This window comes from uncultured Kordia sp., from assembly GCF_947496985.1.
GTDB lineage: Bacteria > Bacteroidota > Bacteroidia > Flavobacteriales > Flavobacteriaceae > Kordia.
Map to the genome: position 1 here is coordinate 22,880 of NZ_CANMEZ010000003.1, position 21,976 is coordinate 44,855.

At 31.0% G+C, this 21,976-nt stretch carries 25 protein-coding genes and 1 other RNA gene; 17 read left to right on the forward strand and 9 right to left on the reverse strand.

All coding sequences use genetic code 11. The features are described from left to right. Positions 1-130: 130 nt before the first annotated feature. The gene (locus tag Q0828_RS08495) at positions 131-1,282 is read right to left on the reverse strand and encodes a TlpA disulfide reductase family protein (RefSeq protein WP_298419586.1); all 1,152 of its coding nucleotides are present in this window, start codon (positions 1,280-1,282) and stop codon (positions 131-133) included. A gap of 269 nt (positions 1,283-1,551) precedes the next feature. On the opposite strand from Q0828_RS08495, the gene pyrR reads away from it, so the two are divergent. From pyrR to Q0828_RS08575, 16 genes are all read left to right on the forward strand, one after another. Then, positions 1,552-2,103 (forward strand): bifunctional pyr operon transcriptional regulator/uracil phosphoribosyltransferase PyrR, encoded by a 552-nt coding sequence (gene pyrR, locus Q0828_RS08500; protein ID WP_298419588.1) that lies wholly within the window; start codon positions 1,552-1,554, stop codon positions 2,101-2,103. 2 nt (positions 2,104-2,105) lie between these two features. Further along, positions 2,106-3,035: an aspartate carbamoyltransferase catalytic subunit gene (locus Q0828_RS08505; RefSeq protein ID WP_298419589.1), complete on the forward strand. Its 930-nt coding sequence runs from the start codon at positions 2,106-2,108 to the stop codon at positions 3,033-3,035. 135 nt (positions 3,036-3,170) lie between these two features. Continuing rightward, positions 3,171-3,503, forward strand: coding sequence for a ribonuclease Z (locus tag Q0828_RS08510; RefSeq protein ID WP_298419590.1), 333 nt, complete (start codon positions 3,171-3,173; stop codon positions 3,501-3,503). A 24-nt stretch (positions 3,504-3,527) separates the two neighbouring features. Beyond that, positions 3,528-4,436 carry a ribonuclease Z gene (locus Q0828_RS08515; protein WP_298419591.1) on the forward strand — a complete coding sequence of 303 codons (909 nt, stop codon included), beginning with the start codon at positions 3,528-3,530 and terminating at the stop codon, positions 4,434-4,436. 65 nt (positions 4,437-4,501) lie between these two features. Further along, on the forward strand, positions 4,502-6,214 hold the full coding sequence (locus tag Q0828_RS08520) for a helix-turn-helix domain-containing protein (RefSeq protein WP_298419592.1): 1,713 nt from the start codon (positions 4,502-4,504) through the stop codon (positions 6,212-6,214). Between the two features lie 49 nt (positions 6,215-6,263). Beyond that, positions 6,264-6,425, forward strand: a complete 162-nt coding sequence (locus tag Q0828_RS08525) for a hypothetical protein (protein WP_298419593.1) — start codon at positions 6,264-6,266, stop codon at positions 6,423-6,425. A gap of 150 nt (positions 6,426-6,575) precedes the next feature. Further along, a complete protein-coding gene (locus tag Q0828_RS08530) occupies positions 6,576-6,728 on the forward strand; it encodes a hypothetical protein (RefSeq protein WP_298419594.1) in 153 nt (50 codons plus the stop codon). A gap of 212 nt (positions 6,729-6,940) precedes the next feature. Continuing rightward, positions 6,941-7,102 (forward strand): hypothetical protein, encoded by a 162-nt coding sequence (locus tag Q0828_RS08535; protein ID WP_298419596.1) that lies wholly within the window; start codon positions 6,941-6,943, stop codon positions 7,100-7,102. A gap of 71 nt (positions 7,103-7,173) precedes the next feature. Then, positions 7,174-7,344, forward strand: a complete 171-nt coding sequence (locus tag Q0828_RS08540) for a hypothetical protein (protein ID WP_298419598.1) — start codon at positions 7,174-7,176, stop codon at positions 7,342-7,344. Positions 7,345-7,496: 152 nt separating this feature from the next. Further along, complete coding sequence (locus tag Q0828_RS08545) at positions 7,497-7,625, forward strand: hypothetical protein (RefSeq protein ID WP_298419600.1); 129 nt, start codon at positions 7,497-7,499, stop codon at positions 7,623-7,625. A 32-nt stretch (positions 7,626-7,657) separates the two neighbouring features. After that, positions 7,658-7,867, forward strand: a complete 210-nt coding sequence (locus Q0828_RS08550) for a hypothetical protein (protein ID WP_298419602.1) — start codon at positions 7,658-7,660, stop codon at positions 7,865-7,867. 187 nt (positions 7,868-8,054) lie between these two features. After that, positions 8,055-8,702, forward strand: a complete 648-nt coding sequence (gene pdxH / locus Q0828_RS08555; RefSeq protein WP_298419604.1) for a pyridoxamine 5'-phosphate oxidase — start codon at positions 8,055-8,057, stop codon at positions 8,700-8,702. A 12-nt stretch (positions 8,703-8,714) separates the two neighbouring features. Beyond that, a complete protein-coding gene (locus Q0828_RS08560; protein ID WP_298419606.1) occupies positions 8,715-9,200 on the forward strand; it encodes a histidine phosphatase family protein in 486 nt (161 codons plus the stop codon). Positions 9,201-9,202: 2 nt separating this feature from the next. Then, entirely contained in the window at positions 9,203-11,305 is a 2,103-nt protein-coding gene (gene ppk1, locus Q0828_RS08565) for a polyphosphate kinase 1 (RefSeq protein WP_298419608.1), read from the forward strand. Between the two features lie 19 nt (positions 11,306-11,324). Next, positions 11,325-12,251, forward strand: coding sequence for a rod shape-determining protein (locus tag Q0828_RS08570; protein ID WP_298420584.1), 927 nt, complete (start codon positions 11,325-11,327; stop codon positions 12,249-12,251). A gap of 118 nt (positions 12,252-12,369) precedes the next feature. Further along, positions 12,370-12,975 carry a porin family protein gene (locus Q0828_RS08575; protein ID WP_298419611.1) on the forward strand — a complete coding sequence of 202 codons (606 nt, stop codon included), beginning with the start codon at positions 12,370-12,372 and terminating at the stop codon, positions 12,973-12,975. An 85-nt stretch (positions 12,976-13,060) separates the two neighbouring features. Here Q0828_RS08575 and Q0828_RS08580 read toward each other — a convergent pair whose 3' ends face one another. From Q0828_RS08580 to Q0828_RS08590, 3 genes are all read right to left on the reverse strand, one after another. Beyond that, the gene (locus tag Q0828_RS08580; protein WP_298419613.1) at positions 13,061-13,768 is read right to left on the reverse strand and encodes a T9SS type A sorting domain-containing protein; all 708 of its coding nucleotides are present in this window, start codon (positions 13,766-13,768) and stop codon (positions 13,061-13,063) included. 187 nt (positions 13,769-13,955) lie between these two features. Beyond that, positions 13,956-14,537, reverse strand: a complete 582-nt coding sequence (locus tag Q0828_RS08585) for a tRNA-(ms[2]io[6]A)-hydroxylase (protein WP_298420585.1) — start codon at positions 14,535-14,537, stop codon at positions 13,956-13,958. A 16-nt stretch (positions 14,538-14,553) separates the two neighbouring features. Beyond that, complete coding sequence (locus Q0828_RS08590) at positions 14,554-16,296, reverse strand: DNA polymerase III subunit gamma/tau (RefSeq protein WP_298419616.1); 1,743 nt, start codon at positions 16,294-16,296, stop codon at positions 14,554-14,556. Between the two features lie 179 nt (positions 16,297-16,475). On the opposite strand from Q0828_RS08590, the gene rnpB reads away from it, so the two are divergent. Continuing rightward, positions 16,476-16,773, forward strand: an RNA gene (rnpB, locus tag Q0828_RS08595) — RNase P RNA component class A. A gap of 481 nt (positions 16,774-17,254) precedes the next feature. On the opposite strand, the gene Q0828_RS08600 is transcribed toward rnpB, so the two are convergent. The 5 genes from Q0828_RS08600 to Q0828_RS08620 all read right to left on the reverse strand — a co-directional run bounded on the left by Q0828_RS08600 (position 17,255) and on the right by Q0828_RS08620 (position 21,956). Then, complete coding sequence (locus tag Q0828_RS08600; RefSeq protein WP_298419618.1) at positions 17,255-17,446, reverse strand: hypothetical protein; 192 nt, start codon at positions 17,444-17,446, stop codon at positions 17,255-17,257. Between the two features lie 151 nt (positions 17,447-17,597). Further along, positions 17,598-18,308, reverse strand: coding sequence for a YebC/PmpR family DNA-binding transcriptional regulator (locus Q0828_RS08605; protein WP_298419620.1), 711 nt, complete (start codon positions 18,306-18,308; stop codon positions 17,598-17,600). Between the two features lie 41 nt (positions 18,309-18,349). Next, complete coding sequence (locus tag Q0828_RS08610) at positions 18,350-19,393, reverse strand: hypothetical protein (protein ID WP_298419622.1); 1,044 nt, start codon at positions 19,391-19,393, stop codon at positions 18,350-18,352. An 8-nt stretch (positions 19,394-19,401) separates the two neighbouring features. Next, positions 19,402-21,423: a S41 family peptidase gene (locus Q0828_RS08615; RefSeq protein WP_298419624.1), complete on the reverse strand. Its 2,022-nt coding sequence runs from the start codon at positions 21,421-21,423 to the stop codon at positions 19,402-19,404. Positions 21,424-21,533: 110 nt separating this feature from the next. Continuing rightward, on the reverse strand, positions 21,534-21,956 hold the full coding sequence (locus Q0828_RS08620) for a hypothetical protein (RefSeq protein WP_298419626.1): 423 nt from the start codon (positions 21,954-21,956) through the stop codon (positions 21,534-21,536). Between the last annotated feature and the right edge of the window lie 20 nt (positions 21,957-21,976).

Consider the following 21,976-nt stretch of genomic DNA (forward strand, 5'->3'; position numbering starts at 1 on the left):
AAGAGCAAAAAGGTAACCATTCTTTTCTGAAAAAGATTTTTCTTCAAAATGTAATATAATAACTTTATAAGAAAAATGAACGATTATAAAACGTTCATCTTTTAATATCATTCATATCGTTGAACTATCTTTATTCTACGATTTTAAACAACTCTTTTGAGGTATGAAAATCAAAATCAATTATCTTTTGGTTCTGATCAAAAATTATTTTTGTCGGATATGATGTAATCCGATACGTTGGAATTATGTTTGAATCATTCCCAGCGTACAAATTAATCCACTCAATTTGGTCTTTTGTACTACTTCTTTCCCAGTTAGCTCTTTCTCTATCAACATTAATTGCTACTATTTCAATTCCTTTTTCTTTTAGTTTACGATAATATGGTTTTGTTTCTACATTGAACGCTCTACATGGGCTACATCCAGACCACCAAAAATCAATAACGGTAAAATTATTTTTTGCAATAACATCAGAAAGGGTGATCTTGTTTCCATCACGATCTGTTAATATAAAATCTTTAAAAGTTAATTTTGATGAATGATTCTTTAGGTTTGAAATATAACTTTTAACAATTTCATAGTCAGGGGTTTTACTTAAAGAGGTATCGATTTTAGTGAATAAATTATGAAGTTGTTTTCTCTCCAAATCATTTAAATACATCGTATTGAAGATTGTGTTCTCCTCAAGAATCATTCTTAAATAATAAAGCTTTATTGGTGCGTATTTCTTTCTATTTAAATCATTTTTGAGGAATTTTAAAGTTTCCAATTTAATAGTTGGATACACATTCTCATGCATACTATCATTTTTTAAACTATCGCTAAAAACCCAGGCATTACTATTAATATTCCAATATTTTCTATCTATTTTTTTTGCGTAAATATTGATGACATTTTTTAAAATAGTATCAGAAGTAAATGTAAACTCATCATGTTTTTTACCAATTTCAACATCAAAATATATGGTGTCTTTTGTCAAAAAAAGATTTTTAGGCAATCGCTTGTTAGCTGTATTGTTTACAACTGATATACCAGCTCTTTCAGAAGCATTTAATTTGCCTTTAAATAGATACGTTCCATTTTTTACTTTTGAAGTTAAAATTTCATTGGGATATTTACTTGGAATCATTAATTTTAGTAGTTTTCCTTCCCCATTTTTCACATTTCCTGTTACGACAAATTCAAATTCTGAACGATTTAAAATTTCTTTATTTTTATCAGTATCACAAGAAAGTAAAATGATAACAAAAAGTATAAGTATAATTCCAACTATTTTTTTCATAATTAAGGTATATATAATAAGTTCATACACTTAATGGTAACACAGCAAAAAGGTAACCATTCTTTCTTTTGAAACTATTTTTTGGGATATATCAAATTTTAAAAATATACTTTACTATCGTGATGTCATATCGAACGCAGTCGAGATACATACAACATCTAAGATCAATCAAGAAAATCATAACTAGAAAATTTCTTAATTTAGAATAGAAGTGATATAATCAAAAAAATCTGTACTTTTGTTTTCCAAATACCATTTGGACTAAAACTATGAGTCAAAAAATCTTATTGAACTCAAAAGAGATAGGAATTATTCTGCATCGATTGGCGTGTCAGCTGATCGAAAATCACCTTGATTTTTCAAATACTGTACTTATTGGAATTCAACCAAGAGGGATTTATTTAGCAGAACGTTTAACAAGTATTTTGCGTGATGAATATGATGTAAAAGGAATAGAATTGGGCTACCTTGATATTACTTTTTATAGAGACGATTTCCGCCGCAGCGAAAAAATACTAGAGGCTAATAAAACAAATATCAACTTTGTTGTTGAAAATAAAAAAGTTGTTTTTATTGACGATGTATTGTATACTGGAAGAAGTATTCGTGCAGCATTAACAGCAATTCAGTCATTTGGAAGACCAGAAGAAATTGAATTATTAGTACTAATCGATAGACGTTTTAGTAGACATTTGCCAATTCAACCAAACTATCGTGGACGACAAGTAGATGCCATCAATAAAGAAAAAGTAAAAGTGAATTGGGCAGAAAATGATGGTGAAGACATGATATATCTTATTAATCAAGAAAAAGACAACTAGAAATGAGTGAATTAAGTGTAAACCACTTGCTTGGAATAAAATATCTCAAAGAAGAAGATATACAACTCATTTTTGAAACGGCTGATCAATTTAAAGAAGTGATCAATCGTCCTATAAAAAAAGTACCTTCTTTACGCGATATTACGATTGCAAACCTGTTTTTTGAAAATAGTACGCGTACAAAGCTTTCATTTGAGTTGGCAGAAAAGCGTCTGTCAGCAGATGTAATTAACTTTTCAGCTTCACAATCTTCCGTGAAAAAAGGGGAAACGTTGATTGATACAGTAAATAATATTTTGTCTATGAAAGTAGATATGGTAGTGATGCGACATCCAAACCCTGGAGCTGGTGTATTTTTATCAAAAAACGTAAGTGCAAGTATTGTAAATGCGGGTGATGGCGCACACGAACATCCAACTCAAGCATTGCTGGATTCGTATTCTATTCGAGAAAAACTTGGCGATGTAGCTGGGAAAAATGTAGTAATTGTAGGTGATATTTTACATAGTAGAGTAGCGTTGTCAAATATTTTTGCACTCAAACTTCAAGGAGCTAATGTAAAAGTATGTGGGCCAAAAACACTTTTGCCAAAATACATAGAAAGTTTAGGTGTTGAAGTCGAAACAAATCTGCGTAAAGCCTTAGAATGGTGTGATGTAGCAAATATGCTTCGTGTTCAGAACGAACGTATGGATATTAGTTATTTTCCATCTACACGTGAATATGCACAACAATACGGAGTTACAAAAGCATTATTAGACTCTCTTGATAAAGAAATTGTAATCATGCATCCAGGACCAATCAACAGAGGTGTTGAAATTACAAGTGATGTTGCGGATTCTAAACAATCGATCATTTTAAACCAAGTTGAAAACGGTGTGGCAGTTCGTATGGCAGTAATCTATTTATTAGCTTCTAAAATAAAACAATAACACAAAATTTAGATTTTTAAGCATTTATACTAAAATGACGTTAAACGTATTTTAAGGATAGAAATATGCTGTAAATTTTGTAAATTGTAGATAGTTCTTGAAAATATAGCCTAAAAACCCTCAAAACTATTACTTATGATTTTAGACAAGCAAGAAAATATCCTAATCATAACGCAAGAATCTGCGGATACTGTGGAACTTGTAAAAAAAATTGATGCACGTTACGACGAAATTGAAAATGACAATATCATAGTAAACTTGTTTTCATTTGGCAACTTAAAAAAAAGTGATTTGGTAGAATTTTTACAACTATCCAAAAAACATCGTCAAGCAAAACACTCTTTTGTCATTGTAACCAATAAAATAAGTACCGATGATTTGCCAGAAGCTATTATGACAGTTCCAACGCTGCAAGAAGCTTTTGATATCATTGAAATGGAAGAAATAGAACGTGATTTAGGATTCTAGCTTTCAAAGTATTAATATTACTAAATGAAATTAAGCATATTGGGCTGTTATGCAGCTACACCAACAAAACATACAAATCCAACAGCGCAAGTACTCGAAATACGTAACCATATCTTCTTAATAGATTGTGGTGAAGGAACACAAGTGCAACTTAGGCGTAGCAAAGTGAAATTTGCGCGTATCAAACATATATTCATCTCACATTTACATGGCGATCATTTCTATGGACTTATAGGGTTGATCTCTACGTTTATGTTATTAGGTAGAGATGCCGATTTACATATTTATGGTCCAAAAGGATTGAAAGAATTAACGTTACTTCAATTAAAATTGACCAAGTCATGGACGAGTTACAAGCTTTGTTTTCATGAATTAGAAAGCGATCAACCAGAAGTTTTATTTGAAGATGATAAAGTAACGGTGACGACAATTCCTCTAGAACATCGTATCTATGCGAATGGTTTTCTGTTTAAAGAAAAAGAAAAAGAACGCAAACTCAATATCAATGCAGTGCTCAACTATGAAATAGAACGCTGCTACTATCAAAACATAAAAAACGGTAGAGATATTACGCTCGATTCTGGCGAAGTAATTCCAAACGAGAAACTTACCTTTGACCCTCCAAAATCAAAAGGGTATGCATTTTGCAGTGATACGATATATTTTCCCCAAATAATTGATCAAATTAGAGATGTAGATGTCTTATATCATGAAGCTACGTTTTTAGACAAACACGATCATTTAGCCTTAAAAACTAAGCATACAACAGCAAAACAGGCAGCAATGATTGCCAAAGAAGCCAATGTAGGACAATTAATTTTAGGACATTTTTCAACACGTTATGACGGTTTTGATGAATTCAAAGAAGAAGCCAAAACCGTATTTGAAAATGTACTATTAGCTGATGACGGAAAAGTGTTTGAATTTAAATAATGTAAAATAATATGACGTATAGATTGATGATCAAATCTTCCATTTTATGTTGTGGAATACTATTGATGTGCCTTTTTTTTAGTTGTGAAAAAGGGGAAAAAGAATTACTAAAACTCGTTAAAAAATATTCAAGGACAGATCCAAATCTGGCAATAAAATATTCAGATGAGCTCATAGGTAAAAGTGTTGAAAATAATGATACGGAAATGCTTTTCAATGCATATTTATATAGAGGCGTCATACTTACAGATAAAGGAGATCACAAAGAAGCAATTGAAATTTTAAATAAATGGCACAATTTATTGATTGATTTAGGAGAGGTTGATGAAATACCACATTATACGCCAGAAGACTTAAAAGTAAAAGTAGATCTTTTTGATGAAGAAACATACATAAATCTAAAGCTGAATTATCGGTTACGTATTGGGAATGCTTATGTTTTATATGGAGACGATGACAAAGCTTTGGAATATTACTCATCAGTTCATGAAGAAGCTACCATGAAGAAACTACTAGGAAAACAGTTAATAGCTAGAATCAACATTGCGAAAGTAACTCGAAATATAGGAAAATGTAAAGAAGCTCTACAGATTTACAAAGAAACATTACAACAAAGTAAAAACATAGAGACTTCGGAAAGGAACAAATACCTCATTCTTATGGGGTTGGGAGGAACATATTTAACACTGCATCAACCAGATTCTGCTTTGTATTACAGTAAAAAAGGATTGAAGTTAAGTATTGCCAATGAAGATGATAATGTGGCAAGTAGCTATTTTTATCATGATATTGGAATTGCGCACAATCAAAAAGGAGAATATGATAAAGCACTTACTAATCTTAATAAAGCCAAAGATTTTATAGAATCTATCAATAATGATGAACGCTTAGGAGAATCTTATTTTCACATAGGGAAAAGTTATTATGGACTTAAAGAATATGATACTTCAATAGAAAAACTAACAATAGCAATTCAATTATTTAATCAATCAGAAAAAATAAATAACGAAGACTTTAGACCACAAGAATTGGTGAAAACATATGAGTTACTATCAGAAAATTTTAAAATAATCAATGATAAAGAAAAATCTATTTTATACAAAAAAATTGGTCAAGATTTAAGCTCAATTATAGATACAAAGACACGAAAAATAAACGAAAAGCTATACATTACAAGAATTCGGCAAAAGGACATACTGTTAATGCAGAATGAAGCTTCAAAAAAAATGTATTTATATGCTATAGGAATCATTTCATTACTCTGTGCTATAATTTTTGGAACTTTATTATATTATAAAAAGAAAGCTAAAAATAATAAAAGGCTGTTTGAAAAATTAATCTCTGATAGTGCTCAAAAGGAAAAAGAGACTAATGCAACTCAAAAAGAAATTATAATTAACGGTTCAAAAGTAACAGAAATACTTAAACGTCTTGAAAAAATAGAAGGGCAAGAATATTTTCTAGAATCTTCATGTTCATTAGCTAATATGGCTAAAAAAGCAAAAACAAATGCTACATATCTTACCAAAGTATTAAAGCAATATAAGGAAAAGACATTCTATCAATACCTAAATGAATTACGAATCAATTATGCGATTGAAAGATTAAAGACTGACAAATTATTCAGGCAATATACAGTAAAACATATTGCTTTGGAAGTCGGCTATAAAAGTCCAGAATCATTTACCAAACACTTCAAGAAGGAAACAGGAATCAATCCTTCTTATTATATAAAAGAATTAGAAAAACGAAATAATGTAAGTATAGAAACTGTATAAAAAATATAAAAATGAGTAAATCATAAATAACCATAAAAATTAAACAACCATGAAAAACAGAACCACAAAAAAGTTACAATTAGTAAAAAAAACAATCACAAGAATTGAGCAACTCACACAGGTGAAAATCAAAGGAGGAACACTTCCTGCATCGGCTCCAGTAGGACTTTCAGCTCATGGATCACAATGTGGAAATCAAATGTGTTATTAGTACATTTATGAACCTTAAATCATCTAATTTAAGGAATCAAGCTTTTTTAAGTTCTTATTTCTTCAATAGCTTGCGGTATCAATTTTTAAAATATTGATAAGGTATCGCCGAAAACCTTTGTCAAGCGTAGGCATTATTTAACTTATAACCATGAAAAAATCAAGAACTTTAAAACTTAACCTAAACAAAAAGAAAGTATCAACATTAGACGCAAATGAAGTAAAAGGAGGACATTACTCTTGTACGCCAACATGTACACAAACAGCTTTATATAGCAGATGTGGAAACATGCAGTGTCACTAAAATATAGACTAAATGTGTAAAAGGAGCAATTATTGCTCCTTTTTTTTATGCTCATAATTTTAAAAACATTTACATATTAAAGTTCTTGTTATTAGTGTGTTGTGGGTTTTTTTCAATTCCTTAAATTAGATAATTTAAGCTTGGTTATAATAAATTAACAAATCATAATTAATAGATTTAATCACTTAATAATTCAACTTAAACTTTATATCATGAAGAACAAAAAAAAGAAAACCCTAACACTATCTAAAGTCGCAATAGCAAAGATAAATCTTCAAGAAAAAGGATTTTTAAAAGGCGGTACTTTGCCAACTTCAGAAGGATTCAATAGTACTGGGTTTCATTCACAATGCGAACACGAAATGTGTCGTTAATTTTATTTAAAAAAATTGATAATTTGATTGGAAAAGAATTTTGAGTAAAAACCATTTAAAACTTTATACTTATGAAAACTAAACAAAAACGTAACTTAAAATTATCAAAAATAGCAATTGCAAAAATGAGCCTGCATCAAAAAGAAATCATCAAAGGCGGTACTTTACCAACATCTGATATCCATGGATATCAAATGAGCGAAGATCCGGATGAAGAAACTATTTGTTATGCCCTAAAATAATTATATGTTTTACTGACACCTTAAATCATCCAATTTACGGGAGATACTTTTTTAAAAGTATAAAATCCTTTCTAATTTGGTTATAATAATCAATATAAAAAGGTGTTGCTGAAAACCTATAAAAATAGAGGCATATTTAAAATTTTAAAATCATGAAAAAATTAAGAATTAAAAGTTTGAGCCTTAACAAAAAAGTAGTTTCAAAATTTAATGCAACTAAAGTTAAGGGTGGTTTCATTACTGGAAAAACCGGATGCATTGACCAATGTGATATCAAATAAATTAGTTGCTAATTATATCAAAACTTCAAACCATGAAAAAAAATAAAAAATTAAAATTACCTTTAAACAAGAGTAAAATTTCTAGAGTAAAAGGAAATACAATTTATGGAGGAGGCGAAACATATCCATGCCCGCATACAATTGGAGGAACATGCACATCTACATTACCAGGTTCTATTTTAGGTTGCGGAACTGCGCCAAGTGTATTTGGTGGCGGATGTACACATGAGCAAGAAAAGTAAGAATATTCTTTAACACTTATTTGCAAAGGAACAGCGTTAGTTGTTCCTTTTTTTGTGCTAAAAAACGAATCAAAATAACTTGATGAAAACTTAATATAAATCCCTTTTGTTTTACTTCACAATACAAATGAAAAGCTGTAAATTGCAGTCACTATAAAATGTTTTTAAAATGCATTAATGTAGACGAATGAAACAAGATTTAAGCAATTACAGAAAATCATACGAAAAAAGCGAATTACTAGAAGAAAACTGTGTTGAAAATCCAATAGAGATGTTCAGAAATTGGTTTTTAGAAGTAGAGAAGTCAGAATCGGTGGCGGAAGTCAATGCGATGACAATAAGTACGCTTGGAAAAGATGGTTTTCCGAAAAGTAGAGTAGTACTACTTAAAAAATACACCTATGAAGGATTTATCTTTTACACCAACTACGAAAGTGAAAAAGGCTTGGCTATAACGGAAAATCCAAATGTATGCCTTTCGTTTTTCTGGCCAGCAATGGAACGACAAATTATTATCAAAGGAAAGGCTGAAAAAATTGCAGAAAACTTATCTGACGGATACTTTGAATCGCGTCCACGTGGAAGTCAACTTGGAGCGATAATATCTAAACAAAGTGAAGTCGTTGTTTCACGAACTGTTTTAGAACAAAAATTAAAAGAAATAGAAGCTTCATACGAAGGAAAAGAAATAGAAAGACCTTCACATTGGGGTGGATATATCATAAAACCACAAGAAATAGAATTCTGGCAAGGTAGAGCTAATCGTTTACACGATCGTATACGATACCAATTGCAAGAAGATTATTCATGGAAAATTGAGCGTTTATCGCCATAAACAAAAAGGAAATTGAAAACATTACTCATTGTTCGACATGCTAAATCGTCTTGGGAACATCCTGTAGACGACAAAGATCGTCCATTAAAATTGCGCGGAATTCAAGATGCACATTTAGTGGCAACGCATATTGCAGATAAAATTGAAATGCCAGAAGTTGTATATTCAAGTGTTGCTAATAGGGCACTGCATACCTGTGCGATTTTTTGTAGAACATTGAATTATCCTTTGGAGAAAATAACAATCAAAGAAGGTATGTATGATTTTGGTGGTTCAAACTTGTTAGAAACCATCAAATCTTGTGATGATACTGTAGATAGTTTGCTGGTTTTTGGGCACAATCACGCCATTACAGCAGTTGTAAACACGTATGGAGACAAGTTCTTTGATAATGTGCCAACCAGTGGTTTTGTGATGATTCAATTTAATACAATTTCTTGGAGTACCTTAGAAGATGGAAAAACAATACTAAAAGTATTCCCTAAAGATTTAAAATAACAATGCAACAACACAAAAATAAATACATCAACAGAGAAATTAGTTGGCTGCAATTCAACGGACGAGTGTTGCAAGAAGCAGCAGATAAAACAGTTCCGTTAATAGAACGATTACGCTTCATAGGAATCTTTTCAAACAATTTAGATGAGTTTTTCAAAGTACGTTATGCAACAGTAAAACGTATTGCGCAAGCAGGAAAAGGAGGAAGAAGTGTGTTAGGTGGTGAAAAAGCGAAAGACTTATTAGAACAAATCACTAAAATTGTAATAAAGCAACAAGCAGAAAGTTTACGGATTCTAAATGAAGTACAAATAGCATTAGAAAAAGAAAATATTTTCATCATTAATGAACAAAAAGCATCTAGAAGTCAAAGTGAATACATAGAAAAGTATTTCATTGAAAAAGTAAGTCCTGCTTTAGTGACAATAATTTTAGATGATATTGACGAAATGCCTAGCTTAAAAGACAAAGCGGCATACTTAGCTGTGAAAATGGTATTAAAGACGCAAGTTAAAAATACCAGTAAAGTTACGCGTTTCTTCAAGCCAAAAGTAAAAGAAGTTCGTCACGCATTAATTGAAATTCCAAAAACAATTGATCGTTTCATTGTGTTGCCAAGTGAAGGAGATAAGCAATATATTATCATTTTGGATGATTTAATTCGTCATTGTATGGCAAGCATCTTCAGTATTTTTGAATACGAAAGTTTGTCGGCGCATATGATTAAAATTACACGAGATGCAGAATTAGACATTGATAACGATTTGTCAAAAAGTTTCATTCAGAAAATATCTTCAAGTGTAAAAGGCCGTAAAAGTGGTGAACCTGTTCGTTTTGTATATGATAAAACTATAGGGAAGGATACATTTGAGTATTTAATTGATAAAATGAACATTGATGATATTGATAGTTTAATTCCTGGAGGAAGGTATCACAATCGTAAAGACTATATGTCGTTTCCGAGTTTGGGACGAAAAGACTTATTGTATAAATCATATCCACCATTACCAATCAAAGGATTGAGTATGGAAGGAAGTATTTTTGAAAAAATTGCCGAAAAGGACTATTTGCAATATGCTCCGTATCATACATTTTCATATGTAGTGCGCTTTTTGCGTGAAGCTGCGTTAGATCCGAAAGTAAAAAACATAAAAATTACCATTTATCGTTTGGCAAAAATATCGCATGTTGCAAGTTCGTTGGTAAATGCAGTGAAAAATGGAAAAAGTGTAACGGTTCAAATTGAATTACAAGCGCGTTTTGATGAAGCTGCGAACATAAAATATGCAGAACAATTACAAAGTGAAGGAATCAATCTCATTTTTGGAGTACCAGGATTAAAAGTTCACAGTAAAACCTGTGTGGTAGAACGTATAGAAGACAGTAAAATAGTTCGTTATGGATTTGTAAGTACTGGAAATGTAAACGAATCTACAGCGAAAATTTATACAGATTATACATTATTTACGGCTGATCAAGACATTCTAAAGGAAGTTGGAAAAGTATTTGATTTCTTTGAAACCAATTATAAAGTAACAAAATATAAGCATTTAATAGTTTCACCACATTACACGCGAAATGCTTTCAATAAATTGATTAATAGTGAAATAAAAAATGCGCAAGAAGGAAATGAAGCGTACATCAAAATAAAAGTAAATAGCTTATCAGATTATAAAATTATAGATAAATTGTACAACGCAAGTAGAGCTGGTGTAAAAGTGCAGCTTATTGTTCGTGGAATTTGCTGTTTAATTCCTGGTGTAAATGGAATGAGCGAAAATATTGAAGCCATAAGTATTGTTGACAAATTTTTAGAACATCCAAGAATGTTTATCTTTGGAAATAACGGAGATCCAAAAGTGTATATTTCTTCTGCAGATTGGATGACACGAAATATTGACAAACGTGTTGAGGTTTCATGTCCAATTTATGATGAAGATATCAAACAAGAACTTTTGGATACCTTTAATATTGGTTGGCGCGATAATGTAAAAGCACGTGTGTTTTCACCAAAACAAGACAATGCTTACCGTAGTAATGAGCTTGCAAAAGTACGTTCGCAATTTGCAACGTATGACTATTATTTACAAAAAATGTCAAATTAACACATAAAAAAATAAGTCCATTTTGAAGATTAGAAAATTTGCTGCCATTGATATTGGATCAAATGCTATACGATTGTTAGTTGCAAATGTGATTGAGGAAGAAAATAAAAAACCAAAATTTAAAAAAAGTTCATTGGTACGTGTGCCAATTCGTTTAGGACAAGATGTTTTTACGGACGGAATGATTTCTCCAAAAAATATTGAACGAATGACAAATGCTATGAAATCATATCGTTTATTGATGGATATTCATGGTGTAGAAACATATATGGCTTGCGCAACTTCTGCCATGCGTGAAGCTAAAAACAGAGAAGCTATTGTAGAAAAAATAAAGAAAAAAGCAGGTATTGATATCGATATCATTGATGGAAAACGTGAAGCAGAAATCATTGCTTTTACAGATTTGCACAATGTTATAGAAAAAGAAAAAGACTATCTATATGTAGATGTTGGTGGTGGAAGTACTGAATTTACGATCTTCTCTAACGGAAAAATAAAAACATCTCGATCATTCAAAATAGGAACAGTTCGTTTGCTAAATAAAATGGTAAACGATAGTTTTTGGAAAGAAATTGAAAAATGGGTTAAGAAAAATACGAAAGACTTAAAGCGTTTATCGTTAATTGGTTCTGGTGGAAACATCAACAAGCTCTACAAAATGTCAGGAACGACCATTGGAGAACCGCTATCATATATTTTCTTAAATGCGCAATATCAATTCTTACAGAGTTTAAGCTACGAAGAGCGAATTTCTGAATTAGGATTAAATCCAGATAGAGCAGATGTTATTATTCCTGCAACCCGAATTTACCTTTCTGCATGTAAATGGAGTGGTGCTAGAAAGATATATGTGCCAAAAATTGGACTTGCAGATGGTATTATAAAGACATTATTCTTCGAAACATCGAAAAATGGCAAAAATGCATCGAATATTTTAAGTTTTTGAAGAAGCAATACTTACATTTAATTCAAATAACGAAATAATTCACATCACTGAATCTTGTTAAATTAATGGTCAGTTAATAAGTATGTGATTCGATACCAAAAAAATAAAAACCCAACGGATGAAAAAATTACTATTACTTTCATTTTTGATGTGTAGTTTCATAGCATTTTCACAAGAATCTGAAAAAGAAAAAGCTACTGAAGAAGAAGTCTCATATGTAGAAGATGAAGATACAGATACAGAAACTAGATATGGTTTTAAAGCAGGAATCAATCTTTCAAATTATAGTGGATCAAATCTTGATGACATTCAAGATGGATTAAATGATTCTAGAATTGGAGCTGTATTTGGCTTTTTAGTAGACATGCATGTTGCTGGAAAATTACGTTTTCAGCCTGAATTTCTATATTCTGCACAAGGATCAAAAGAAAAAGCATTACGTGCCGATTATTTGCAAATTCCATTAATGCTAAAATATGAATTAACAGACTTTCTAAACATTCAAGCAGGTCCGCAAGTTGGTTTTAAAATACACGAATTTGAAGATAGTTTCAAAAACTTTGACTATGCAGCTAATATAGGTTTTGGTTTAACAATTCTTGAAAATGTAGCAGTAGAAGCACGTTACAGCCTTGGCTTAGCAGATATGTTTGACGAAGATAGAGCGCCAAATTTTGAAGGAAAAAATGCTGTAATTCAAATAGGACTTACATATAGGTTGTAATATAGCGATAGCTCATAAAGTAATTATAAAATATAAAAAACGTCAAGCTAAAAATTTTAGTTTGACGTTTTTTATGCTTAAAAATCTATATTTTAATAAACTTCTTCATAGAAATCTTATTGTTTTGAGTCACTTTTAAAAAGTAAACTCCAGCTTTTAACGCATTAACATTTATGTGATTTTCTATTAATTTTTTCTCAGAAATGATACTATTTCCAGTTAGATTGTAAATTGTATAGGATGTATTAGTGCTTATAGGGAAATCAGTAATAAATAGTTCTTTTTTTACTGGATTAGGATACAATTTTAAAGAGTTTAAAGAAGATGTGTGTTTTTCTGTTGATAAAACTTGCCTTCCATATACAAGTTTTTTACCTGACAAATCAATCATTGTTAAAGATTCCTCAGGAATATCGACTGTATAATCGAAAACATTAGTAGTAGTATTTGTTAAAATTGATATATATGTTGGTTCAAAAGTATCTCCCATGCACAATGTTAACGTTGGTATTACAGAAGTTAAATTAACAGAAGTATTTGTGTTATTTACTTCATATTCAGCTATAAAATGATTGCAAGAGCTATCTCCTTGAGAAGTAGGAAGCCCAGAACTTGCATTATTGTTAAAAGTTATAAATACAGTAGGATTATGTGTAAATGGAGGAACATAGGTTCTAGTACCATTAATTTCCATATAGTGTAAATACCATTGCCCTAACAAATCAGGATCGGTTTGTCCATATGTAGAATAGCTTAGAAATAGTACTAAAATAGAAGTGTAGATTTTTTTCATAATTGCTAATAATGTAATACAAAAGTATAATAGTTAAAAACTATCCTACACTAAAACTAGTAATAATTAGTGAATTACTAGGCATAATTTATAAATCACGAGGCTTTAACTAAAGAAGAATAGGTAGTAATTCAAAAGATTTAAAAACAATAGTGTGTTCAAAAATCTAGAAGCAAACATCGTTAAATTATCCGTGCATTGTTTCTTTAGTACCTAAATTTTTCATGATTTCAGCTTCAAAATCTAATAAAGCTTGCCATTTTTCATCAACTTCAGTTCGATCTCCATATTGTCTGGCAAAACCTAAAAACATTGTATAATGATTGGCTTCACTTACCATTAAATTCTTGTAGAAAGTAGCCAACTCTTGATCGCTGATGTTTTCCGAAAGTAATTTAAAACGTTCGCAGCTTCTTGCTTCAATTAACGCAGCATATAATAGTCTGTGTACTAATTGTGTCGTTCTGCTTCCGCCTTTAGGGAAAAATTGCAATAATTTAGAAACATATTCATCCTTACGATCACGACCTAATTTCCAACCTCTGGCAAGAATTCGATCATGCACCATTTTAAAATGACTGATTTCTTCTTTCACCAACGCAATCATAGCTTCTACTAACTCAGAATATTCTGGGAAACTTACAATTAATGAAATAGCTGTACTTGTAGCTTTCTGTTCACAAAAAGCATGATCCGTTAAAATTTCTTCAATATTTTTTTCTGCAATATTTACCCAACGTGGATCAGTTGGTAGCTTTAAGCCTAACATCATGTTACTTTCAATATTAAATTTCTAAATCAAATTCTTTGCGTAAACGTTCAACCAATGGATTGATTTCCTTTAATTTTTCATACTTATCACGAGTTGTAAACGCATATTTCTTCTCTGTCAATTCGTTTACATCAATGGTAAGTGTTACATCGTAATTGTTCAATTCTTTTCGAACAAATTCTAACAATGGATATTGCGCACGTTCTATCTCAATGCGCATCGTGTCATTTGGAAGTTCAATCGTAATTGTAGTCGTATCTTTTAACTTAGGAATATCAGTTGATAATAAAGAAGACATAATTTTTTCTCCTTTTCTATCCAATTTATCCACATACGCATTCCAAACTTCTAACATACGTTCTTCCGTAAAAGCGTCACTTGGTAAATCCTTTTTATCAACAACTCTATCTTGTTGCTTTTTTAAGTGTTCTTGCTTTGCTTTGATACTTGATAGTGACAAACCAGAAACTTTATTTCGCATAGCGGAAATATTAATTTTTGGCTTTTCAGAAGGAACAACTACTGGTTTTTGCGCTATTGGCTGAGTCGTTTCGGTAGTATTTTCTGTACCTTGGGTTATTGTAGAAACTTGCGTTGATGGATTTGGCTTTGAAACTGTTGAAATAGGATCAATTTCTTTACCATTTATCAAGAAAAAGGTAGCAGGAATTATGAACCGTTTGCTATTTTTTTTTTCTCCATCATAATTGATAGAGGCAAGTTGCATTAAGCATAATTCAACTAAGAGTCGTTGATTTCTACTCGTTTTATACTTTAAATCACAATCATTTGCCAACTCAATTCCTTTCATTAAAAATTGTTGTGACGTTTTTTGTGATTGTTCTAAATATTTCTGTTTTGTTTGATCACCAACTTCTAACAATGCAATTGTGGCTTGATTTTTACAGACTAATAGATCTCTGAAATGAGAAGCAATTCCGGCAACAAAATGATGTCCATCAAAACCTTTAGATAAAGTGTTGTTGAAATCAATTAATAATTGCGGAATATTATTTTCTAACATTAAATCAGTTGCCGTAAAATACGTTTCGTAGTCTAGTACGTTCAAGTTTTCTGTAACTGCTTGTCGTGTAAGCTGTTTTCCAGAAAAACTAACGACTCTGTCAAAAATAGACAATGCATCACGCATAGCTCCATCAGCTTTTTGAGCAATAATATGTAGTGCATCATCATCAGCTTCTACTCCTTGACTTTCAGCAATATATTTTAAATATTCTTTGGCATCTTTTACACCAATTCTTTTAAAATCAAAAATTTGACATCTTGATAAAATCGTTGGAATAATTTTATGTTTTTCGGTCGTAGCCAGAATAAAAATAGCGTGTTTTGGCGGTTCTTCTAATGTTTTTAGAAATGCATTAAATGCAGCTTGTGATAACATATGAACCTCATCAATAATATACACTTTGTATTTTCCTACTTGTGGAGGAATACGAACTTGCTCAATCAAACTTCTGATATCATCTACAGAGTTGTTTGAAGCGGCATCCAATTCAAAAATATTAAAAGCAAAATCTTCATCAGGATTTTCAGTTCCATCCTGATTAATCTTCTTTGCCAAAATACGTGCACAGGTAGTTTTCCCAACACCTCTTGGTCCACAAAATAATAATGCTTGTGCTAAATGACTGCGTTCTATGGCGTTTTCCAAAGTATTGGTAATCGCTTGTTGACCAACAACATCTTTAAATGTTTGCGGTCTGTATTTACGAGCTGATACAATGAAATGTTCCATAGAATTCGGGTGATCTTATGGCAACAAATATAACAATAGAAATCTAATGAAACATAGCAAAAACGTAGATAGTTCTGCTTTTTTATTAACAGTTTATGGTGAAAAATAGAATCCATTGGGAATCTTCATTTTTTATGATTACATCATAACAATCTCAAACATTTATGTACTTTTGTCGGCAAGCAGGCTACCTTATCGCTGCTTCTTTCGAGAAGGAGAGGAAAGTCCGGACACCATAGTGCATTGTAGCGGATAACATCCGTCCGTCGTGAGACGAGGACAAGTGCAGCAGAAAGAATGTACAGGTAATGCTGTAGTGAAATCAGGTAAACTCTACGAGGTGCAATGCCATGTATATGAACGCTTAAGAGCGGCACGCTCAATGTTCAAGGGTAGGCAGATAAAAGTTACTGGTAACGGTAATTTTAGATAAATGATAAGGCTTAGACAGGATTCGGCTTATGGCCTGCTTTTTTAATGAACTTCAGTATTGATAAGGTTGAAAGGAACAAACAATACTATTAGTTGAATTAATCCCGTTGTATAGCGGATTCTTCATTTTTTATATTCTACTTTATGATTTTGTATTGAGGAGTTAAAAGATCAGTTTTCTTTAAAAAAGCGGAAGTTTTTACATTGAGCTTTTTTGTTGGCATAAAAAAGAAGAGAAATACGCTTTAATCAAAATTTGAAGAAAACTTAGTATTAACTTAATAATTCACATATGAAAAAATGATACAAATTTTTTTAGCGAATTCTCTCCTTATTCTCTATTTATGCACTAACACTCAAATTCATTTTTGAAATAACTTTAAAATAAACTAATTCTATTTGATGTAAATGTACTTTAGGTTTTTGAGTACGCTGTGTAAGAAACGTATATTATTTGTAAGGTAAAACCGTATTTAATAATTTAAAAAAAGCCTTCTTCGGAAGACTTTTTTTGTTATTGATTATTTTAATCGCAATTGAATGAGCATAAATCTGTAGGGCATGCTATTGACCAACAAGCAAAGTTAAAAGTACATCCAAATGTTTGCAGCATGTCATCATCTTGTCTGGTTAAATTTCCTCCATGGAAATGATTTGCTTGTAATTTAGAAACTGATTTTTTGTTTAGTTGAAGTGATTTTAATTGTCTTTTTTTCATGATGAAATAAGTTGAGTTAATATGTTTAAAGTTAGTGAATTACTGAGGTTTTTAAGTACGGTAAAACCATCGTTATTGTTTAATTGCAAGGCATAAAAAAAGTCGCTCCCTTTTGGTAAACGACTTGGTATTTTTATGTGAATAAATATTGCTATTCAGCCATTGTGTGATATACATTTTGTACATCATCATCTTCTTCAAGCTTTTCTAAAAGCTTTTCAATATCGGCAGTTTGTTCTTCGTTTAGTGGTTTTGTAACCTGTGGAATACGTTCGAAACCAGAAGATAAGATTTCAATTTCTCTGTTTTCCAGTTCTTTTTGAATGTTTCCAAAACTTTCAAATGGTCCGTAAAGTAAGATTCCATCTTCGTCAGCAAATACTTCTTCTACACCAAAATCAATAAACTCTAATTCCAATTCTTCAGGATCTTGCCCTTCAGACGGAATTCTAAAATTACAGGTATGATCAAACATAAACTCTACAGAGCCTTGCGTTCCTAAATTCCCGTTACATTTATTAAAGTAACTACGAACATTTGCCACTGTTCTGTTATTATTATCCGTTGCAGTTTCAACCAAAACGGCAATTCCATGCGGTCCGTACCCTTCAAAAAGTACTTCTTTATAGTTATCCGTATCTTTATCAGAAGCTTTCTTTATAGCGCGTTCAACATTGTCTTTTGGCATGTTGGCAGCTTTCGCATTCTGAATTACAGCACGTAATCTTGAGTTTGTTTCCGGATTAGGACCTCCTTCTTTTACAGCCATTACAATGTCTTTACCAATACGCGTAAAGGTTTTTGCCATTGCAGACCAACGTTTCATTTTTCGTGCCTTTCTAAATTCAAATGCTCTTCCCATGTGCTAGTTCTTTTTTAATTTTTACAAATATAGATTTTGTATTATTCTTTTGGAATATGTCGGCTTAAAAATTTTGCAGAAGCTTCATTCCATTGATTAATTACTTTTGTGCGTTCTTTATTTAATTTTGCATTGGTTTTGTTGAAATCTTCCACTGCTTTGTTGATTTCATTCACCATATTGTTATATGTGTCAATTTCTTTTTTTGTTCTGTCTTTGGATGCTTTTTTGTCAATTGCAGTTTTGATAGTTTCAAATTTTTCATTCAATAAGAAAAATTCTAAAAGTTTTGGAACTGTATTTTCTGTTTCATCTATGTAAAATTGTAAAGCAGTTTTCGTAGCTTTTATCAATGCAGTATCTTCTTTATACAAGTCAATTGTATCTACTGCCATCATTCCTTCTTTGGCTATTGTTAGCAACGCGTTTGCATTTTGCTGAATAGCACTGATATCTTGGGAAGATAATGCGTTTATCATAAATCGTTCTTGAATATTACTTTTAAAGAACACTAAATACACATCATTTTTATGATCAAAGACTTCATTGGAAATTTTCATTTTCTTCCCTAATTCCGTTTCCTTATCAATTAATCGAATGTTATTTCGTTCAGCATATTCTTTTTGCGCATTTGCATACGTTTGTTGCGCTTCCTGCATGCGTTTGTCTGCCAATTCTTGCGCTAAAATATATGCTTCCATGAAGTCGTACGATTGCTCAGCAACTTCTTTCATGTCTACAATTTTTGCATAATCATTTTTTAATAAGCTCGAATACAAATCCATATATTCTAACACTTTCTTCTTGTAATCATCTTCCCCTTCATATGGTTTAGCTCTATTTATTTTAATCATTGCACGTTCCAACGATTTTAGCAAACGTTTACGATCTCCTTCAACCTTACGTGCGCTTTTACTATGTGCTAATGACTTTGTGTATTTCCACATGCTCTTACTAATTTTACCATTTTCTTTTCCGATAAAGCTTAGATAGTCATTGGCATTTTTGAATTTTTGTGCTGATGAAGTTTGAAATGCAAGCACACAAAGTAAAAGAATAATAACGCGAAGGTAGTTTGATTTCATATGAATTGTTAATTGGCAAGTTGTTTTATATAGTCCGAAATAATTTGATAAGTCTCTTCTATTTCATGATCTGTTTGAATGTTTTTGATCATGTATGAATTAAGCGATGCTTTATTTTTATTATAGGCTAAAATTTCTTTATAATCTTCTAAATTCAACACTTCAAATGTGCTGTGTTTCATTTTTAAATCATCACTTTTTTCGAAAATAGCGTCAAAAATATCACTATCTTTTTTAATTCCTTCTACAGATAATACAAGTTTACGTTCCTTACTTAGATATGAAAGTAATCTCGAATTGATTTCTTTAATGCTTTTTATAGATGAATTTTGCTGCATGCGTACCATACTTTTTGCACGAATGTTTTCATAATCAATAGCTCTTGGCATCTTGAAATAAACATCTTTTAAAATCGTGTCATTTTTGATAAAGTTTGAATTTCCACTTTCACCATCTTCAATGCCTACATATAAACTTGGGAATTCAATATCTGGCGAAATTCCAGAGGCTTGATGTGTGTTTCCTCTGAAACCATACATTTTATCAATAGTTATTTTAATAAAACCAATTTCATTCTTTAACGGAAGTATACTTTGTATTGTTCCTTTTCCGTAAGTTTTACTACCAACAATAATAGCTCTATAATGATCGCGCAAAGCGGCTGCAATGAATTCAGATGCCGATGCACTTCCTTGATTTACCAAAATCACCATTGGTTTTGTGAATAAAGTCCCACGATTAAAATCCTTGATAATTTCTCTATTGTTGTTTGCGTCACGATAAATTCCTAACGGACCTTTGTCAATAAACATACCTGCTAAATCAATGGCTTGTTTCATAGAACCACCGCCATTATCACGTAAATCCAAAATTAAACCATCAATATTTACAGCATTTAACTTAAATAATTGCTTTGCAATATCATTGGCACTTCCAAAACCAAAATCCATATTAGTATAAAAACTTGGCAGAGCGATGTATCCAATAGTATATTCTCCTTTTAAGATGAATGTATTGATTGCATTTTGTTCAATTTTTAGATTTTCTTTTTTTAGTGTAACGGTTTTATGAGTATTATTTTTAGTTAATATATTAATCGCAATTGTTGTATTTTCCTCATCATTAATGAAATCATACAAACTTAAAAGTGAAAGACAAGTTGTCTTTAAAACGGTATTTTTAGCGCTTAATGAAAGTACTAAATCGCCTGCATTGATTTCTTTTTCTTTCCAGGCAGTGCTTCCTGTTTGTAAACCTGCTACTACAATTTTTCCATCACTGTTTTTAGAAAACCAAACACCAATAGAATTGGTTTCAGTTCCAATAGAGTTTAAAAAATTATCATTGTCAGTTGGATCAAAATAATTACTATGTGGATCAAAATATGAACAAATTATATCTAAAAAAGTGGTTTCAATATACGATTGAATTCCGTTAACAGTATTCAGTTTATCTTGAATATAACATGCATTCTCATCAATAATTTTCGATTTGATTTGATCTTTTACTTTTTTGAAATTTGAAGGATTGGAAAGTGATAAGAAGTCACGGATAATTTCAATTCGAATCTTCTTGGTCCAACGATTTTGAAGTGTTTTTCTATTTTTAGAAAATTGTGATTCATCTTTAATGCTTCCGTAAGTAATATGATCTTTTCCAGAAAAATCTAGTTTACTACCTTGAACGATAGCAATACTTTTTTGAGCTGCTAATAACTGCTTTTCATAGGATTTACTTAACTCTTGTATAAAACCACATTCTTTCCCTAACAAGAAATCATCAAGTTTCGTTTCAAGATTTCCAAAAGCATCAATATCACTTTTAGCAAATAGCATGCGTTTAGGATCTATACGTTTAAAAAATGTTTTAAATATATAGGTTGAAAAATCATCATCAATCGTTTTTGGTTGGTAATGATTGCTTTCTAATGTTTCCAATACTAAAGTCGCTTTTTTACAAAATGTAGTATCTGTCTGTGCAACCACATTTGCAGCTACGAATAGCAATATGAAACCTATGATTTTGTGCATGAATGCGAATAAGAGTATTTGTAGTGTACGAAAGTTACGAATTTAACAAAACTTTTGATTTTTACGTAGGAAAGAGAGTTGAAATATTTGAAATCTTAAATTAGGAGACTTTAACTGATTCCTATCATAAAACCATGTGTTCCTTTCCAATGGTTATCTTCTTTTTTATAAATCATGAGAATACTGAATACGGGAATACCCATGAAATAAGCATTGTTTATTATTCGAGTTACTCTACCTTTTTCCTCTTTAGGTTTTGGTTGTAGTTCATGAGAAATTACATAGTTCTCGATAGCTTTTAAGTTTTGATTACCAGTAAGTTGTTTTTTGTAATTTTCTATTTCTTTTTCATTAAATAATAGATCAAGAATAATAGAATCTTTGACTACATGTTTTATTTTTTCATTGTTATTAAGAAAGTATTTAAAATTTTTATTTTGAAATATTTTAACATATATATACTTGTCTTTTCTATTTCTTATATGATCTAAATTGCATTTCAAAATTGAGTTTTGCAAGTTGTTTGATATCATCAAGTGTTTTTTGTTCCTGG